Origin of the sequence: Lysobacter sp. CFH 32150 (genome assembly GCF_022758295.1) — a bacterium.
In the GTDB taxonomy this organism is placed as follows: domain Bacteria; phylum Pseudomonadota; class Gammaproteobacteria; order Xanthomonadales; family Xanthomonadaceae; genus CFH-32150.
The window spans coordinates 82,594-99,680 of sequence record NZ_JALDWJ010000010.1 but is presented as its reverse complement, the minus strand read 5'-3'; the positions used below and the strand labels follow the sequence as shown (position 1 = coordinate 99,680).

The window sequence follows — 17,087 nt, the reverse complement described above, 5'->3', positions numbered from 1 at the left end:
CAACCAATCAAACGAGCGGGATCGATGCATGGATGGCTTGGCGGTGCCCGCGGTAACCGTAAACGCAACTATGATCCGGACCTCTCGCACGTCATGATTTGCCCCTGCAAGGCCCCATTTACACATTAGATCGATACAAGCCCTTTGTTTGGGCAATAATCGCGATCCAACCAGCGAACCCCCCGTCCAATGTCACCCATCCACGGCAGCGCGATGCTGCGCACGCAGCCCTTCATTGCCGCAGATGTCGGCGGCACCCATGCCCGCGTCGCATTGGTGCAGGCAGGGGATTGCAGCTCGGTCTCGGTCCTGCAGTATCGCAAGTACATCTGTGCCGAGCACCCGAGCCTGGCAGCGATCCTGCGCGACTTTGCCGCAACGTGCGAAGCGACGGAACCGCTGCATGCCGCCGTCGCCATTGCCGGCCTGATCGATGGTGATCGCCTGATCAACACCAATCTCCCGTGGCCGGTCTCACGATTGCAGACCTGGCAGGAAGCAGGGCTGCAACACCTCGCGCTGATCAATGATTTCGAAGCCGTGGCTTGCGCGACGCCGTGCATCGATCCAGCCGAGATCACCCTGCTCTGCGGTCCGACACAGGCGACGTCACCTGGGCCAACGCTGGTGATCGGTCCCGGCACGGGACTCGGCGCGGCGGTGCGGTTGTCGGGAACGTCGACGACGATCCTGTCGACCGAAGCGGGCCATGCGTCGCTTGCACCCGGCACGCCGCGCGAACTCGAACTCCTGCGCCACTTGCTGCAACGCTGGCCGCACGTCGACAACGAACGCGTGTTGTCCGGGCCCGGCCTGCTCAACACCTATACCGCACTGTGCGAAATCGATGGCGTCAGTCCACGCCTGCAAGCACCTGCGGAGATCGCCGCCGCTGCGCAACGCGGCGACGACGTGCAGGCAGTCGAATCCCTGCAATTGTTCTGCAGCCTGCTCGGCAGCCTGACCGGCGACCTCGCCCTGATGTTCGGCGCGAAGGCGGTGTACCTGGCTGGCGGCATCCCGGCGCAGATCAAACCGTTCCTGCTCGCCAGCGATTTCAGCGCGCGTTATCGCAACAAGGGCGCATTGGGCGAGGTGCTGGCGCGCGTGCCGGTGTGGTTGATCGAACATGGCCAGCTCGGCCTGATCGGTGCCGCTGCGTGGTACCTGGAACATTACGGCAGCGACTGATTCCAACTTCCAGCAAGGATCCGTTATGCCCTTACTGCTGCGTTGTTGCGGCTTCCTGCTATTGCTGGTCTGTACTGCAGGCCACGCCACAAACGCGCTGCCGGTGATTCCATTGCCGGCGTCGGTCGTGGCGACGGAAGGCGAATTCGTGGTGCAGGCCGACACGCCGATCCGCGTCACCGCCGGCGATGCCGCTGCACTGCAGGCGGCGCAGTACTTCGCGACGCTGCTGCAACGCACGCGCGGCGCGACCTTGGCGATTGCGAACACGAAGTCGCCGGCACCGGCGATTGAATTCGCCAGTGACGCCACCGCGCCCGCCGGCAACGAGGCCTATGCGCTCACGGTCACGGCGACCGGCATCCGCGTGCGTGCGCGCAGCACGGCCGGCCTGTTCTACGGCGGCATCACGCTGTGGCAGCTGTTGACCGCCGATACCGCACAGGGATTTCCGGTGTCGTTGCAGGGCGTACGCATCGAAGACGCACCGCGGTTTGCCTGGCGCGGCTTCATGCTCGACTCCGCGCGCCATCTGCAGACGGTCGACCAGATCAAGCAAGTGCTCGACCAGATGGCGCAGCACAAGCTCAATGTTTTCCATTGGGGCCTCACCAACGATCAAGGCTGGCGCGTTGAAATCAAGCGCTATCCGAAGCTCACCCAAGTCGGCGCCTGCCGGATTCCCGCGGGTGCGGCCGGCCGCACTGCGCAAGGCCAGCCGCGTCCCTATTGCGGTTTCTATACGCAGGACCAGGTGCGTGACATCGTCGCTTACGCCGCCGTGCGCCACATCACCGTGGTCCCCGAAATCGAGATGCCGGGTCACGCGCAGGCAGCGATCGCGGCCTATCCCGAATTCGGCGTGACGGGCAAGGCACCGCCGGTCTCGCCGGACTGGGGCGTCAATCCGTACCTGTACAACGTCGAGGACGGCACGTTCCAGTTCCTGCAGAACGTGCTGACGGAAGTGATGGCGCTGTTCCCCGGCCAGTACATCCACGTGGGCGGCGATGAGGCGATCAAGGACCAATGGCAAGCCTCGGAGTCGGTGCAGGCGCATCGTCGCAAGCTCGGCCTGAAGGACGACATGGCGCTGCAGAGCTGGTTCACCGCGCGCATCGAACGTTTCCTCAACCAGCATGGCCGCAAGTTGATCGGTTGGGACGAAATCCTCGAAGGCGGCTTGCCGCCACAAGCGACGGTGATGTCGTGGCGCGGCACCAAGGGTGCGGTCGAAGCCGCGCGCGAAGGCCACGACGTGGTGCTGTCGCCCAGCAACCTGACCTATTTCAATCGCATGCAAAGCGATGCAGCCGACGAGCCGTCGAGCCACGACTACCCGACGCCGCTCAAGGCGGTGTACGACTTCGAGCCGGTGCCGCCGGAACTCGATGCCGAGCAGAGCAAGCACGTCCTCGGTGCGCAGGCGAACCTGTGGACCGAACACGTCCGCACGTTCGACAACGTGCAGCACAAGACCTTCCCGCGCCTCGCCGCGTTGGCCGAAGGGGTATGGACGCCGAAGGCAGAGCGCGATTTCGGTGGTTTCCTGCAGCGCCTCGCGCCGCAACTGCATCGATATCGGCAGCTCGGCATCACGCCGGCCGACAGCGCGTTCGCGGTGAAGATCGCAGCCGAGCCGCTAGGCGAAAACCGGGCGCGCGTGACGCTATCCAACCAGACTGCCTTCGGCGACATCCGTTACACGCTCGACGGTAGCGATCCGACACCGGCTTCGCCGCGCTATGAAGCGCCGCTCGAATTGCCGATGCCGACCACGCTGAAAGCCGCGAGTTTTGCCGGCACCCGCCCGCTGGCGATTGCGCGTACACGCGTGCTCGACGCTGCCGGATTGCGTACGCGCGAAGCCGAAGAACTGACGCCGTGCAGCAACAGTCTGGTCCTGCGGCTGGAAGACGATGCGCCGTTCGAAGGCCCGCGCGCGGTGCTGCAGGTCGATATCCTCGATGCCTGCTGGATCTGGAAGAACGCGAGCCTCGATGGCATCACGGCGATTCGCGCCACCGTCGCCAACCTGCCGTACAACTTCCAGCTCGGGGAAGCGATCAACAGCGTGAAGCTGCGCGCACCGGCGACGGCTGAAGGCGAACTGGAAGTGCGACTGGACACCTGCGCGGGTCCGCGCATTGCCTCGCTGCCGCTGGCCGAAGCCAGCAAACGCGACACGACGAGCACGCTCGAGGGTGCGCTGGCGACGAGCGCCGGCGCGCACGACCTGTGCTTCTACTTCACCGGCCGCACGCCCGATCCATTGTGGGCGATCGATGCGGTGCAGCTGCTACCCGCAACTGCGACGCCGTGAGCGGTTGCGGCGCGAGCCGGTAAAGGCCCGCGCCGATTCGCTTCAAGCCCGTTGCATCGCAGGCGCCGCGTTCAGCCCGACCCTGTGACCACGCAACGCGAAGTACAGGACGTACAGGTAGCACGGCACCATCAGCAGCAGGAACACCAGCTGGAAGTCGTGCGTCTGCTTCAGGATCGCGAACAGCTGCGGGATCAATGCGCCACCAGCGATGCCCATGATCAGCAATGCGGAACCACGTTCGATCAGCTTGCCGAGGCCGTGGATCGCCAACGGGAAGATCGCCGGCCACATCATTGCGTTGGCGAAGCCGAGTGCCGCGACGAAACCGACCGAGACATAGCCCTTGGTCAGGAACGCGCCCAGCGTGAACACCACGCCCAGCACCGCCGATAGCGCGAGGAAGCGTTCCTGCGAGATGAAGCGCGGGATGGTGATGAAGCCGACTACGTAGCCGACCAGCATCGCGCCGAGGGTGAACGAGGTGAAGAACTTGGTCTCGTCGAGCGGCAGGCCGAAACCATTGCCATAGGTGCCGATCGCATCGCCCGCCATCACCTCGGCGCCGACGTAGACGAAGATCGCCAATGCGCCCAGCCACACGTGCGGGAACTGGAACAAGGTCTTCGACTCGCCGCTCGCGGTCTTCGCATCCTCGTGCTCGGTGCGCACGTCCGGCAACGGCGAGAACAGGATGCCGAAGCCGAGCAGCGCCAGCACGCCGGCCATCACCAGGTACGGCGCATGGATGTTGGCAGCGAAGGCATCCAGCAACGCGGCCTTGTCCGCTTCCTCGGCGGCCGCGACCTGCGCGGCGATATCGCCCATGCCATGCAGCACCACGGTGCCGAGCAGCAATGGCGCGAGGATGCCCGCGACCTTGTTGCAGATCCCCATCACCGCGATGCGCTGCGCGCCGCTTTCGATCGGGCCGAGGATGCTGATGTACGGATTGGCCGCGGTCTGCAGGATCGCAAGCCCGGCGCCGAGCACGAACAAGCCGCCGAGCGCACCCGGATACCAGCGCTGTACGCAGAACTGGCCGAAGGCGAACGCGCCTGCCGCCATCACCCACAAGCCCAGCGCCATGCCCTTCTTCATGCCGGTGCGATCGAGGAGTTTCGACGCCGGCAGCGCCCATACGAAGTACGACAGGTAGAACACGAACGTCACCAGGAACGCGCCGACGTCGTCGAGCGTAAAGGCGAGTTTCACGAACGAGATCAACGGACCGTTGATCCAGGTGAACCAGCCCATGATGAAGAACAGCGCGCCGATGATGGCGATCGAACCCAGGTTCTGACGATTGATGGTCACGCGTTGGCCCCTCCCAGAGCGTCCAGCGATAAGCATGGCGGGCCGACCTGCGTGGTGCCATGGCCCGGCCACGATGCGTGATGCAAGCCGCAAAAAACTTGCACTGCGTCCGAGTTTAGATCGATTAGACTGGAACAATCCACACGGCTGCGGGCAGCCGTGACAGCCCGGAGTTCACGATGAGCAACCGCAGACAGTTCCTGCAGACCTCGTTGATGGCGGCGACTGCGCTGGCCTTGCCGCGCGGCGCGGCGGCCGGTGGTATCGATGCGAAGACAGCCACGTCGAACGGCGCACGCGTGGTGTCGACCTGGGATTTCGGCGTCGGTGCCAACCAGGCGGCATGGCCGGTGTTGGCGAAGGGTGGCTCGGCACTGGATGCGGTCGAAACCGGCGCGCGCTGGGCCGAGGGCGACCTGTGCAACAGCACCGTTGGCCGCTGCGGTTATCCAGATCGCGACGGCGTGGTGACGCTCGATGCCAGCATCATGGATGGCGATGGCCGTTGCGGCGCGGTCGCGGCCTTGCAGGACATCGTGCATCCGGTATCGGTCGCGCGCCGGGTGATGGAACGCACCCCGCACGTGATGCTGGTCGGCGAGGGTGCGCAGCAGTTCGCGTTGCAGCAGGGATTCGTCAAGGAGCAGCTGCGCACCAAGGAAGCGGAACAAGCCTGGCGCGAGTGGTTGAAAAAGTCCGAGTACAAACCGCAGATCAACGCCGAACGCGCAGCCGTCAAACCGGGCAACAAAGAGAATCACGACACCCTCGGTATCCTCGCGCTCGATGCCAGTGGCAAGCTTGCCGGCGCCTGCACCACCAGCGGCATGGCGTGGAAGCTGCACGGCCGTGTCGGCGACAGCCCGATCATCGGTGCCGGTCTCTATATCGACAACGAAGTCGGCGCCGCGACCGCGTCCGGTGTCGGCGAGGAAATGATCCGCAACGCCGCCAGCTTCCTGGTGGTCGAACTGATGCGCCAGGGCCGCACGCCGATGGACGCCTGCCGCGAGGCGATCGAGCGCGTCGTGCGCAAGCGCCCGGTGGCGAGCAAGACCTTGCAGGTGTGTTTCCTCGCGCTCAACAAGCACGGCGAAGTCGGCGCATTCGCGCTGCACAAGGGCTTCGTCTACGCAGTCTGCGATGCCGGCAAGTGCGATGCGCTGCTCGAGTCGCGCTCGGTTTACACCGGCAAACCGGCATGAGCGCATTGCTGCTGGAGATCGCCGCCAACTCGGTGGGCTCGGCCCTGGCCGCACAGGCCGGTGGCGCCGATCGCATCGAGTTGTGCGAAAACCTGCATGAGGGCGGTACCACGCCGTCGTACGGCACGCTGGCCGTCGTGCGCGAGCGCCTGCGCATTCCCGTGTTCGTACTGGTGCGCCCACGTGGCGGTGACTTCCTGTACGACGCCGGTGAGCTCGAGGTAATGAAGCGCGATATCGAAACCTGCGCGCGGCTCGGTTGCGACGGCGTGGTGATCGGCGCGCTGGACGCCGATGGCAATATCGACCAGGCCAGTTGCCGCGAGCTGATGGTTGCGGCAGGCACGATGAGCGTGACGTTCCACCGCGCCTTCGACGCCGCGCGCGACCAGGTGCAAGCGCTCGAAGCCATCATCGCGCTCGGCTGCAGCCGCGTCCTAACTTCGGGGGCTGCGACCAGCGCGCTGGAAGGCGTGGACACGATCGCCGCCCACGTACGGCAGGCAGGCGAGCGCATCGGCATCCTCGTGGGCGCTGGCGTCACCAAGACGAACCTGCCGGCGCTGGTCGCGCGCAGCGGCGCACGCGAATTCCACGGCTCGGCGCGTGTCCTGCACGCTTCGGCGATGCGCCATCGCAATGAGGCCTTGCAGGGCCTGGAACCGGACTGGATGCAGACCGATGCCGACGCCGTGCGCGCGCTGGTCGCAGCGCTGCAAGCGCCATCGACATAAGGGGAACGTATGAAGCGATGGCTCGTCCTGCTGTTCGGCTGTCTTGCCTGCGTCGCGCAGGCAGCGGAACCGTTGCCGAAAGCGGATGCCGACGCGCGCATGCAATGGTTCAAGGACGCCAAGTTCGGCGTGTTCATCCACTGGGGCATCTACGCGGTCGACGGCATCGATGAGTCATGGTCGTTCTTCAACGGCTACATCTCGCATGACGATTACCTGCGGCAGCTGCAGGGTTTCACCGCGAATCGCTACGAGCCGCAGCAATGGGCCAAACTGATCAAGCAAAGCGGTGCACGTTACGCGGTGCTCACGACCAAGCATCACGACGGCGTGGCGCTGTGGGATGCGAAGCAGGGCATCACCACGAAGAAGGACACGCCGGCGCGGCGTGACCTGGTCGGGCCGTTCGTCGACGCGTTGCGCAAGCAGGACCTGAAAGTCGGTCTGTATTACTCATTGATCGACTGGTCGTATCCGGACTACGACGGTTTCCTGCGCGACAAGAAGCGCTATGAAGTGAAGGACGACCCACGACGCTGGGCGCGCTTCGTCGACTTCTACCAGGGGCAGCTGAAGGAACTCTCGCAACGCTACGACCCGGACCTGTACTGGTTCGACGGCGACTGGGAACACAGCGCCGAGGAATGGCAGGCCGACAAGGTCCGCGCGATGTTGCTGGCGCGCAATCCGGACACGATCCTCAATTCACGCCTGACCGGCCGCGGCGATTACGCCACGCCGGAACAGGGCGTGCCAATCGTCAAACCGGCCGACCAGTATTGGGAGCTGTGTCTGACGATGAACGATTCGTGGGGCTACCAGCCCAACGATCGCGCCTACAAGACGCCGAACCAGTTGATCCGCGTGCTCGCCGACACGATCAGCCTGGGCGGCAACCTGCTGCTCGACATCGGCCCGCGCGCCGACGGCACGATTCCGGAAGAACAGGTCGCGGTCCTCAAGGAAATGGGGCGCTGGACCAGCAAGCATGCCGAGGCGATCTACGGCAGCGAGGCCGGCATCCCGAAAGACCACTACTACGGCCCAAGCGCATTGTCGAAGGACAAGACGCTGCTGTACCTGTTCCTCGACGGCAAACCCAATGGCCCGGTGCTGGTGAAAGGCCTGAAGAACAAGGTGCATCGCAGCTGGGTGGTCGGCAACGGCACCAAGCTCAAGAGCACCGTGCTCGGCAAGGCGTACTGGAGCCAGGTGCCGGGCCTGCTCTACATCGATGTACCGGAGGCGGTGCTCGATCCGCAGGTGACGGTTATCGCGTTGCTGCTGGACGGGCCGGTCGATCTGTATCGCGAAGAAATCAAAGCCATCGAGAGCAATTGAATGCAACCCTCCCGCGTACTGCTGTCCGCAATGCTGTCCCTGGCCTTCGCGCTGCCGGTGGCAGCAGAAGAAAAAAATCCCTACGTGCCGGAAACCGATCCCAAGGTGCTCGCCAGGCTCGAGCAATGGCAGGACTGGAAGTTCGGGTTCCTGATGCATTGGGGTCCGTACAGCCAGTGGGGCATCGTCGAGTCGTGGTCGCTGTGTTCCGAGGACGTGGGCTGGTGCCAGCGGCCGAAGGGTGTCGCCTACGTCGATTACGTCAAGCAGTACGAACAACTGCCGACGACGTTCAATCCGGTGAAGTTCGACCCGGACCAGTGGGCGCGGGCGGCGAAGCAGGCCGGCATGAAGTACGTGGTGTTCACCACCAAGCACCATGACGGCTTCTCGATGTTCGACACACAGCAGACCGACTACCGCATCACCGCGCCGAACGTGCCGTTCCATAGCCATCCGCGCGCCAACATCACCAGGGAAATCTTCAACGCCTTCCGCGCGCAGGCGTTCGGCGTCGGCGCGTATTTCTCCAAACCCGACTGGCATCACGACGACTATTGGGCGCCGGAGTGGGCCACGCCCGATCGCAACACCAACTACGACACGCGCAAACATCCCGACCGCTGGAAGAAGTTCGTCGACTTCACCCACGCGCAGATCAACGAACTGACTTCTCAGTACGGACGCCTCGACATCCTCTGGCTCGACGGTGGCTGGGTGGATTCGACGCCCAACCCGAACGCGAAGCCGATCAGCGGCGAAGTGCCGTGGCCGCAGGACATCGACATGCCGGGACTGGTCAAGCTCGCGCGCAGGAACCAGCCGGGCCTGATCGTGGTCAATCGCGCGGTCGGCGGTCCGTACGAGAACTACCGCACGCCCGAGCAGCACATTCCCGAGACCGAATTGCCGTATCCGTGGGAAACCTGCATGACCATGGGTGACTCGTGGTCGTACGTGCCCAACGACAAATACAAACCATCGCGCGAACTGGTGCACAAGCTGGTCGACGTGGTCGCCAAGGGCGGCAACTTCCTGCTCAACGTCGGCCCCGCGCCCGACGGTACGTTGCCGCCCACGGCGTTGGAACGCATGCGCGACATCGGTGGGTGGATGCAGGTCAACAGCGAAGCGATCTACGCCTCGCGCGCGATCGCGCCGTATCGCGACGGCAAGCTGCGCTTCACCACGTTGCGCGACGGCACGACTTACGCGATCTACCTGGCCGACGAAAAAGAGCAGCAACCGCCGGCGCAGATCGTGCTGAAAGGCCTGGCACCAGCCGATGGCGCCGAACTGCGGCTGCTCGGGGCCGACGCACCGCTTGCCTGGAAGCGCGCAGGCGCAGGTGTCGTGATCGAGATCCCCGCCGCGGTGGGCAAGCAGGTCGCCGGCGCCTATGCGTGGGCGATCAGGATCGCGGCGATCCGCAAGTAATCACGTCGGTCGGTTGGTCACTTGATGGGCGGCAGTGTCCAAGGCGGGAGCAGTAAGCTACTATTGGTCCAACCATTAGACCATAAAGCGGATTCCAAGACGGCCGAAACGCGGCCGTAGGATGCGCCGACCACCTCGCTCCGCAGGAGGGCGTTCATGCGATTGCAGGGCAAACGCGCGCTGGTGACGGCGGCTGGCGCAGGCATCGGGCGGGCCGTCGCGGAAGCGTTCGCGCGCGAAGGTGCCGAGGTGATCGCGGCCGATCTGGATGCTGCGGCTCTCGCTTCGCTGACCGGCATGCAGACGCTGCAGCTGGACGTGACCGATGCCGATGCGATCCACGCGCTGCCGGCACAACTGGGCACGCTCGATGTGCTGTTCAACGGCGCCGGCTACGTGCACGACGGCAGCATCCTCGATTGCGACGAGAACGCGTGGCGTTTCTCGTTCGACCTCAATGTCACCGCGATGTACCGCCTGATCCGCGCCTTCCTGCCGGGCATGCTCGAACGTGGTGGCGGTTCGATCATCAATACCGCGTCGGTCGCCTCCAGCATCAAGGGCGTGCCGAACCGGTTCGCCTACGGCGCGAGCAAGGCCGCGGTCATCGGCATGACCAAGGCGATTGCGGCGGATTTCGTCGCCCGGGGCATCCGCTGCAATGCGATCTGTCCGGGCACCGTGGATTCACCATCGCTGCGCCAGCGCATGGCGACAATGGCTGCAGCTCGCGGCACTACTTTCGACGAAGCCCATGCGAGTTTCATCGCGCGGCAACCGAGCGGCCGCCTGGGCAAACCAGAGGAGATCGCGGCGTTGGCGGTGTATCTCGCGAGTGACGAATCGACGTTCACCACGGGTACCACGCACGTCATCGATGGCGGCTGGATCTGCTGACAAAGGACAGGCATGAAGTTGCTGCGTTACGGCCCCAAAGGCCAGGAAAAACCCGGTTTGCTCGATGCGCAGGGCCGCATTCGCGATCTGTCTGCCGTCGTCGACGACATCGCCGGTGAATCGCTGACACCCGTGGGCCTGCAGGTGTTGCGCTCTCTGGCGCCGGACAGTCTGCCGCTGGTCGAAGGTCCGCAGCGCCTCGGTGCGTGTGTCGGCCGCATCGGCAAGTTCGTCTGCATCGGTTTGAACTACGCTGACCACGCCGCCGAATCGGGCATGACGATTCCGCCGGAGCCGGTGATCTTCAACAAGTGGACCAGCGCGGTGTGCGGGCCGAACGATGATGTCGAGATCCCGCCTGGCGCGCGCAAGACCGACTGGGAAGTGGAGCTCGGCGTTGTGATCGGCAAGCCCGGTCGCTACATCGATGAAGCGCAAGCGATGGATCACGTCGCCGGCTATTGCATCGTCAACGACGTCAGCGAGCGCCACTACCAGCTCGAAGGCACCGGCACCTGGGACAAGGGCAAAGGCTGCGACACGTTCGGCCCGATCGGCCCGTGGTTGGTGACGGCCGACGAGATCGCCGACCCGCACGCGCTCGGCATCTGGCTGGAAGTCGACGGCCATCGCTACCAGAACAGCAACACCAACCAGATGGTGTTCCAGGTGCCGGCCCTGGTGGTGTACCTCAGCCGCTTCATGAGCCTGCAGCCGGGCGACGTGATTTCGACCGGCACGCCGCCGGGCGTCGGGCTCGGCCTGAAACCGGAGCCGGTGTATCTGCGCGCAGGCCAGACGATGCGCCTCGGCATCGATGGTCTCGGCGAGCAACTGCAGCACACGGTGGATGCCGCATGACCCGCATCACCGATCTGCGCGTGCTCGACGTGCGCTTCCCCACCTCGCAATCGCTCGACGGGTCGGATGCGATGAATCCGGATCCGGATTACTCCGCCGCCTACGTCATCCTCGATACCGATCAGCCGACGCTGCAAGGCCACGGCCTCACCTTCACCATCGGTCGCGGCAACGAAATCTGTTGCACCGCGATCGAAGCGATGCGGCATCTGCTCGTTGGACTCGACCTCGACTGGATCGCCGTCGACATGGGCCGCTTCTGGCGCCACGTCACCGCCGACAGCCAGCTGCGCTGGATCGGTCCGGACAAGGGCGCGATGCATCTCGCCACCGGCGCAGTCGTCAATGCAGTCTGGGACCTGTGGGCGAAGGCGGAAGGCAAGCCGCTATGGCGACTGGTCGCCGACATGAGTCCGGAAGCACTGCTGCGCTGCATCGACTTCCGTTACCTCACCGACACGCTGACGCCGGACGAGGCACTGCAGATCCTGCGCAGGCAACACCCCGGCAAGGCCGAACGCATCGCGACGCTCGAGCGCGAAGGCTATCCCTGCTACACCACTTCGGCCGGTTGGCTCGGCTACGACGACGACAAGCTGCGGCGCCTGTGCCAGGAAGCGGTCGACGCCGGCTTCAACCACATCAAGCTCAAGGTCGGTCGCGATCGCGACGACGACATCCGCCGCGTACGCATCGCGCGCGAGGTGCTCGGCCCAGAACGCAAGCTGATGATCGATGCCAACCAGATCTGGGAAGTGGACCAGGCGATCGAGTGGGTGCGCGAGCTGGAATTTGCGCAGCCGTGGTTCATCGAAGAGCCGACCAGCCCTGACGACGTCGAGGGACACCGCAAGATCCGCGAACGCATCGCGCCGGTGCAGGTCGCCACCGGCGAGATGTGCCAGAACCGCGTGCTGTGGAAGCAGTTCATCGCCCGCGGAGCGGTCGACGTGGTGCAGGTCGACGCCTGTCGCCTCGGCGGGGTGAATGAGATCCTCGCAGTCCTGTTGCTGGCGGCGAAGTACGACCTGCCGGTGTGCCCACACGCCGGTGGCGTCGGCCTGTGCGAATACGTGCAGCACCTGGCGATGATCGACTACATCTGCATCGCCGGCACTCGCGACGGCCGCGTGGTCGAGTACGTCGATCACCTGCACGAACATTTCGTCGATCCCTGCGTGGTGCGAGCCGCGGCATATCTGCCGCCGACGGCGCCTGGCTTCTCGATCACGATGAAGCCGGAATCGTTGCGGGAGTACGAGTTCAAACGATGATCCGCATAGACGCCCACCAGCACTTCTGGCGCTATCGAGCTGCCGATTACCCGTGGATGGGCGATGGCATGGAGGTGCTGCGGCGCGACTGGCTGCCGCAGGACGTGCGGCCGTTGCTCGAAGCGCATGGGTTCGACGGGTGCATCGCGGTGCAGGCGCGCGCGGAGGAGATCGAGACCGACTTCCTGCTCGAACTCGCCGGCAAGCACGACTGGATCGCGGCGGTGATCGGTTCGGTCGATCTGCGCGCGGACGATCTTGAACACCGCCTCGCGCGTTGGGAGGGACAAGCCCGGCTGGCCGGCTTCCGCCATCTGCTGCAGGACGAAGTCGAGGTGCCTGCGTTCCTTGCGGACGCGGCGTTCAATCGCGGTGTCGCCACGCTGCAGGCGCGCGGCCAGGTCTTCGAGGTGCTGGTGCGCGCGTCGCAACTTGCCGACGTGCCAGCGTTCTGTGCGCGCCATGACAGGCACGCACTGGTCCTCGATCACCTGGGCAAACCGGCGATCGGTGGCGATGGCGATGCGCAGTGGCGCGAGCACTTGCGGCAGCTCGCCGCATTGCCGCATGTCGCCTGCAAACTGTCCGGCCTGGTGACGGAAGTTGGCGATCGTGCCGTCGATGCCAGCGACCTGCATCGCTATCTTGATATCGCGCTGGAGCTGTTCGGCGCGCAGCGCCTGATGTTCGGTTCCGACTGGCCGATGTGCCTGCTGAAAGCCGAGTACGCCGTAGTGTTTGGCATCGTCCAGCAATGGGCCGCACGCCTCAGTGTCGACGAGCAAGCATCGCTGTGGGGCGGCACCGCCGTACGCTGCTATGGTCTGCGCCTGCCGGCCATGAAGGGAGTGTCGTGATGGACCTGAGCCTATGAATCTGAGCCTGCGCGACAAGGTCGTGATCGTCACCGGCGGTGGCGCTGGCATCGGCGGCGCGATCACGCTGGGATTGGCACGGGAGGGCGCGATCCCGGTCGCCTTCGGGCGCAGCGCGTTGTCGCCGGAGTTCGAACAGGAGCTGCACGCACTGCAACCGCGCGCGCGGTTCTTCCAGCTGCAACTCACCGACGAGGCTGCCTGCAAGGCCTCCATCGACGCCACGCTCCAGGCATTCGGTGCGCTGCACGGGCTGGTCAACAACGCGGGTGTCAACGACAACGTCGGCCTCGACGCCGGCCGTGATGCCTTCGTCGCCTCGCTCGAGAAGAACCTGATCCACTACTACGTGATGGCGCATTACTGCGTGCCCCACCTCAAGGCCAGCGGCGGCGCCATCGTCAACATCTCGTCGAAGACCGCGCTGACGGGCCAGGGCGGCACCAGTGGCTATTGCGCATCGAAGGGCGCGCAGTTGTCGCTGACGCGCGAATGGGCAGCGGCGCTGGCCAGTGACGGCGTGCGCGTCAACGCGGTGATCCCGGCCGAAGTGATGACGCCGCTGTACGAGTCGTGGTTGTCGAGCTTCCCGGACCCGCAGGAAAAACTGGCGGCGATCACGCAGAAGATCCCGCTGGGCAAGCGCATGACCCGCGCCGATGAGATCGCCGACATGACCGTGTTCCTGCTGTCCGCGCGGGCCTCGCACATCACCGGGCAGTGGCTGTTCGTCGACGGCGGTTACACCCACCTCGATCGCGCGCTGACCTGAGGACGGCACGATGCGCCATTGCCTTGCCCTCGACCTGCGTGACGACCCCGAGCTGATCGCACGCTACGAAGCCCACCACCGCGCGGTGTGGCCGGAGGTGCTTGCGCACCTGCGTGCCCACGGCGTGCGCGAGCTGGAGATCTTCCGCCTCGGGACGCGCCTGGTGATGCTGATGGACACCGACGACGCCGTGTTCGACGCACAACGCATGGCTGCCGCCCAGCACGACAATCCACGCATCCGGGAATGGGAAGCGCTGATGTGGCAGTTCCAGGCGCCGACGCCGTGGACGCCGGATGGGGCGAAATGGACTGCGATGCAATCGATCTTCCGCCTGCGCGATGCCGTCCCCGGCGCGCCGTGAATCACCACCTCTCGAGGGAATGCGCATGGCACTGAATGCACCCATCTCTGCCGCCACGGCGACGGCCGAACGGGCGAACGGCAACACGCGGTTTGCCTTCTTCCTGGTCACCAGTCTGTTCTTCATGTGGGGCTTGTCGTACGGACTGCTCGACGTGCTCAACAAACACTTCCAGGAAACCCTGCAGGTCAGTCGCGCCAAATCGGCGCTGCTGCAGGCGGCGTACTTCGGCGCCTATTTCCTGATGGCGATGCCGGCGGCGGCGCTGATGAACCGCAAGGGCTACAAGACCGGCATCCTGCTCGGCCTGTTCCTGTTCGCGGCGGGTGCGCTGCTGTTCATCCCGGCGACGACAGCGGGACAGTTCGAATTCTTCCTGTTCGCGTTGTTCGTCATCGCAAGTGGCCTGGCTTGCCTCGAAACCGCCGCGAACCCCTATGTCACCTTCCTGGGCCCACCGGAACGCTCCGAGCAACGGCTCAACCTGTCGCAATCGTTCAATGGTCTCGGTCAATTCGTCGGGCCACTCATCGGCGGCGCGGTGTTCTTCGGTGGCGGCGGCAACAACCAGGGCGGCGTGCAGGCCATCTATGTGGCGATCGCGGCGGTCGTCGTGGTGATCGCGGTGCTGGTCGCGCGCACACCGATGCCGTACATCCACGAGGAAACGGTGTCGGCGCATGGCGTCAGCGTCAGGCCGCTGCGCGCGCAGCGGCACCTGCTCTATGCGGTCGTCGCGCAGTTCTTCTGCGTGGCCGCGCAGGTGGGTGTCGGCGCGTTCTTCATCAACTACGTCACCGAGCACGCGCACGGCATCAGTTCGCAGAACGCCTCCTACCTGTTGTCGGTGGGGATGCTGTGCTTCCTGGGCGGACGTTTCCTCGGCACCGCACTGATGGGACGGATCGCGCCGGCGACCCTGCTGGCGACGTACGCGCTGATCAACGTTGCGTTGTCCCTGGTCGTGGTAGCCGGGGCAGGCCTGGTGTCGGTCATCGCGCTGATCGCGATCTTCTTCTTCATGTCGATCCAGTTCCCGACCATCTTCGCGCTCGGTGTCAAGAACCTCGGCGTCCACACCAAGCGCGGTGCCTCGTTCATCATCATGGCCATCGTCGGCGGCGCGATCGTGCCGTATTTCATGGGCCTGCTCGCCGACCATTACAGTACCGCGGTGTCGTACCTGATCCCGGCAGCGTGTTTCGCCGTCGTGGCCTGGTATGGCCGCTACGGTTACCAACTCGACGAGCACTAAGGTCCTGCATGCCCCAGGTCATCACCAACAACGAAGACCTGCGCCAGCTCGCGATGCGCCGCGCGCCGCGGGCGATCTTCGACTACGTCGACCGCGGTTCCTACGACGAGACGACGCTGCGCGCCAATCGCGCCGACTTCGATGCGATCCAGCTGCGCCAGCGGGTGATGATCGATGTCGACCAGCGTTCGCTGCGCACCACGCTGGTCGGAACGGATGCAAGCATGCCCGTCGCGTTGGCGCCGACCGGACTGACCGGGATCATGCATGCCGATGGCGAAATCCTCGCCGCACGCGCGGCGCAGGCGTTCGGAGTGCCGTTCACGCTGAGCACGATGTCGATCTGCTCCATCGAAGCGGTGCGCGCGGCGGTGATGCAGCCATTCTGGTTCCAGTTCTACGTGATGCGCGACCGCGGCTACGCCGCATCACTGGTCGAACGCGCCAAGGCCGCGCAATGTTCGGCGCTGATGCTCACCGCCGACCTGCAGGTCCTCGGCCAGCGCCATCGCGATCTCAAGAACGGGCTGACCGTGCCGCCGAGACTGACCCTGCGCAACCTGCTCGACATCGCCAGCAAGCCGCGCTGGGCGCTGGCGATGCTGCGCACGCCGCACAAAAGTTTCGGCAACCTCTCCGATGCGCTGCCCGCCGGCGGCAAAGGCCTGAGCACGTTGTCGGAATGGATCGCCAGCCAGTTCGATCCGACCCTGAGCTGGCGCGACGTCGAATGGGTACGCAGCCTGTGGCCGGGCAAGCTGATCATCAAGGGCATCCTCGATCCGGACGACGCGCGCCATGCGGTCGATGCCGGCGCCGATGCGATCGTGGTGTCGAATCATGGTGGTCGCCAGCTCGACGGTGCGCCGTCGGCGATCAGTGTGTTGCCGCGTGTCGTCGATGCGGTTGGCACCCGCACTGAAGTGCTGCTCGACAGCGGCGTGCGCAGCGGTCAGGACGTCCTGAAGGCGCTCGCGCTGGGTGCGCGCGGCACGATGATCGGCAAGGCGTTCCTGTACGGGCTCGGCGCGATGGGTCAAGCCGGGGTGACCACCGCGCTGGATCTGATCCGCAAGGAGCTCGACGTCAGCATGGCGCTGACGGGTACGCGCGATGTGCAAGCAGTCGGTCCGCAGGTGCTGTGGCGACCGTGATCCCGCTGCTTTCTCACTGTGGGAGCGACGTGAGTCGCGATATGTGCCTGCCTGATCGCGACTCACGTCGCTCCCACAAGAGCCCCG

Annotated in this window: 15 protein-coding genes; 14 read left to right on the top strand and 1 reads right to left on the bottom strand. The window is 65.0% G+C overall.

Annotated elements, in window-relative coordinates; translation table 11 throughout:
- The first annotated feature begins 189 nt into the window (after positions 1 to 189).
- Positions 190 to 1,191, top strand: coding sequence for a glucokinase (locus tag MO486_RS14410; RefSeq protein ID WP_242909195.1), 1,002 nt, complete (start codon positions 190 to 192; stop codon positions 1,189 to 1,191).
- A 25-nt stretch (positions 1,192 to 1,216) separates the two neighbouring features.
- Positions 1,217 to 3,514, top strand: coding sequence for a family 20 glycosylhydrolase (locus tag MO486_RS14405; RefSeq protein ID WP_242909193.1), 2,298 nt, complete (start codon positions 1,217 to 1,219; stop codon positions 3,512 to 3,514).
- A gap of 42 nt (positions 3,515 to 3,556) precedes the next feature.
- Here the strand turns inward: MO486_RS14405 and MO486_RS14400 are convergent, their stop codons facing one another.
- The gene (locus MO486_RS14400; RefSeq protein WP_242909483.1) at positions 3,557 to 4,771 is read right to left on the bottom strand and encodes a sugar MFS transporter; all 1,215 of its coding nucleotides are present in this window, start codon (positions 4,769 to 4,771) and stop codon (positions 3,557 to 3,559) included.
- A 239-nt stretch (positions 4,772 to 5,010) separates the two neighbouring features.
- Here MO486_RS14400 and MO486_RS14395 point away from each other — a divergent pair, with 239 nt between their 5' ends.
- From MO486_RS14395 to MO486_RS14340, 12 genes are all read left to right on the top strand, one after another.
- On the top strand, positions 5,011 to 6,036 hold the full coding sequence (locus tag MO486_RS14395; RefSeq protein WP_242909191.1) for a N(4)-(beta-N-acetylglucosaminyl)-L-asparaginase: 1,026 nt from the start codon (positions 5,011 to 5,013) through the stop codon (positions 6,034 to 6,036).
- Positions 6,033 to 6,770 (top strand): copper homeostasis protein CutC, encoded by a 738-nt coding sequence (locus tag MO486_RS14390; RefSeq protein ID WP_242909189.1) that lies wholly within the window; start codon positions 6,033 to 6,035, stop codon positions 6,768 to 6,770. The genes MO486_RS14395 and MO486_RS14390 overlap by 4 nt, the downstream gene beginning before the upstream one ends.
- Positions 6,771 to 6,779: 9 nt before the next feature.
- Complete coding sequence (locus MO486_RS14385; protein ID WP_242909187.1) at positions 6,780 to 8,111, top strand: alpha-L-fucosidase; 1,332 nt, start codon at positions 6,780 to 6,782, stop codon at positions 8,109 to 8,111.
- The gene (locus MO486_RS14380) at positions 8,112 to 9,548 is read left to right on the top strand and encodes an alpha-L-fucosidase (protein WP_242909185.1); all 1,437 of its coding nucleotides are present in this window, start codon (positions 8,112 to 8,114) and stop codon (positions 9,546 to 9,548) included.
- Positions 9,549 to 9,704: 156 nt separating this feature from the next.
- Positions 9,705 to 10,445, top strand: a complete 741-nt coding sequence (locus MO486_RS14375) for an SDR family oxidoreductase (protein ID WP_242909183.1) — start codon at positions 9,705 to 9,707, stop codon at positions 10,443 to 10,445.
- A 12-nt stretch (positions 10,446 to 10,457) separates the two neighbouring features.
- Positions 10,458 to 11,306 (top strand): fumarylacetoacetate hydrolase family protein, encoded by an 849-nt coding sequence (locus MO486_RS14370; RefSeq protein ID WP_242909181.1) that lies wholly within the window; start codon positions 10,458 to 10,460, stop codon positions 11,304 to 11,306.
- Positions 11,303 to 12,580, top strand: a complete 1,278-nt coding sequence (locus MO486_RS14365) for an L-fuconate dehydratase (RefSeq protein WP_242909179.1) — start codon at positions 11,303 to 11,305, stop codon at positions 12,578 to 12,580. The genes MO486_RS14370 and MO486_RS14365 overlap by 4 nt, the downstream gene beginning before the upstream one ends.
- Entirely contained in the window at positions 12,577 to 13,437 is an 861-nt protein-coding gene (locus MO486_RS14360; RefSeq protein WP_242909177.1) for an amidohydrolase family protein, read from the top strand. Before MO486_RS14365 ends, MO486_RS14360 begins: the two co-directional genes overlap by 4 nt.
- 13 nt (positions 13,438 to 13,450) lie before the next feature.
- Positions 13,451 to 14,227: an SDR family oxidoreductase gene (locus MO486_RS14355; protein ID WP_242909175.1), complete on the top strand. Its 777-nt coding sequence runs from the start codon at positions 13,451 to 13,453 to the stop codon at positions 14,225 to 14,227.
- A 10-nt stretch (positions 14,228 to 14,237) separates the two neighbouring features.
- Positions 14,238 to 14,591, top strand: a complete 354-nt coding sequence (locus MO486_RS14350) for an L-rhamnose mutarotase (RefSeq protein WP_242909173.1) — start codon at positions 14,238 to 14,240, stop codon at positions 14,589 to 14,591.
- 25 nt (positions 14,592 to 14,616) lie between these two features.
- On the top strand, positions 14,617 to 15,846 hold the full coding sequence (locus tag MO486_RS14345) for a sugar MFS transporter (protein ID WP_242909172.1): 1,230 nt from the start codon (positions 14,617 to 14,619) through the stop codon (positions 15,844 to 15,846).
- An 8-nt stretch (positions 15,847 to 15,854) separates the two neighbouring features.
- Positions 15,855 to 17,000, top strand: coding sequence for an alpha-hydroxy acid oxidase (locus MO486_RS14340; protein WP_242909170.1), 1,146 nt, complete (start codon positions 15,855 to 15,857; stop codon positions 16,998 to 17,000).
- The last annotated feature ends 87 nt before the right edge of the window (positions 17,001 to 17,087 follow it).

Coding starts and splice junctions, on each gene's coding strand:
- MO486_RS14365 (WP_242909179.1), top strand. CDS start 11,303: ATGACCCGCATCACCGATCTGCGCGTGCTCGACGTGCGCTTCCCCACC.
- MO486_RS14390 (WP_242909189.1), top strand. CDS start 6,033: ATGAGCGCATTGCTGCTGGAGATCGCCGCCAACTCGGTGGGCTCGGCC.
- MO486_RS14360 (WP_242909177.1), top strand. CDS start 12,577: ATGATCCGCATAGACGCCCACCAGCACTTCTGGCGCTATCGAGCTGCC.
- MO486_RS14380 (WP_242909185.1), top strand. CDS start 8,112: ATGCAACCCTCCCGCGTACTGCTGTCCGCAATGCTGTCCCTGGCCTTC.
- MO486_RS14400 (WP_242909483.1), bottom strand. CDS start 4,771: ATGGGCTGGTTCACCTGGATCAACGGTCCGTTGATCTCGTTCGTGAAA.
- MO486_RS14410 (WP_242909195.1), top strand. CDS start 190: ATGTCACCCATCCACGGCAGCGCGATGCTGCGCACGCAGCCCTTCATT.
- MO486_RS14370 (WP_242909181.1), top strand. CDS start 10,458: ATGAAGTTGCTGCGTTACGGCCCCAAAGGCCAGGAAAAACCCGGTTTG.
- MO486_RS14345 (WP_242909172.1), top strand. CDS start 14,617: ATGGCACTGAATGCACCCATCTCTGCCGCCACGGCGACGGCCGAACGG.
- MO486_RS14385 (WP_242909187.1), top strand. CDS start 6,780: ATGAAGCGATGGCTCGTCCTGCTGTTCGGCTGTCTTGCCTGCGTCGCG.
- MO486_RS14350 (WP_242909173.1), top strand. CDS start 14,238: ATGCGCCATTGCCTTGCCCTCGACCTGCGTGACGACCCCGAGCTGATC.
- MO486_RS14375 (WP_242909183.1), top strand. CDS start 9,705: ATGCGATTGCAGGGCAAACGCGCGCTGGTGACGGCGGCTGGCGCAGGC.
- MO486_RS14405 (WP_242909193.1), top strand. CDS start 1,217: ATGCCCTTACTGCTGCGTTGTTGCGGCTTCCTGCTATTGCTGGTCTGT.
- MO486_RS14395 (WP_242909191.1), top strand. CDS start 5,011: ATGAGCAACCGCAGACAGTTCCTGCAGACCTCGTTGATGGCGGCGACT.
- MO486_RS14355 (WP_242909175.1), top strand. CDS start 13,451: ATGAATCTGAGCCTGCGCGACAAGGTCGTGATCGTCACCGGCGGTGGC.
- MO486_RS14340 (WP_242909170.1), top strand. CDS start 15,855: ATGCCCCAGGTCATCACCAACAACGAAGACCTGCGCCAGCTCGCGATG.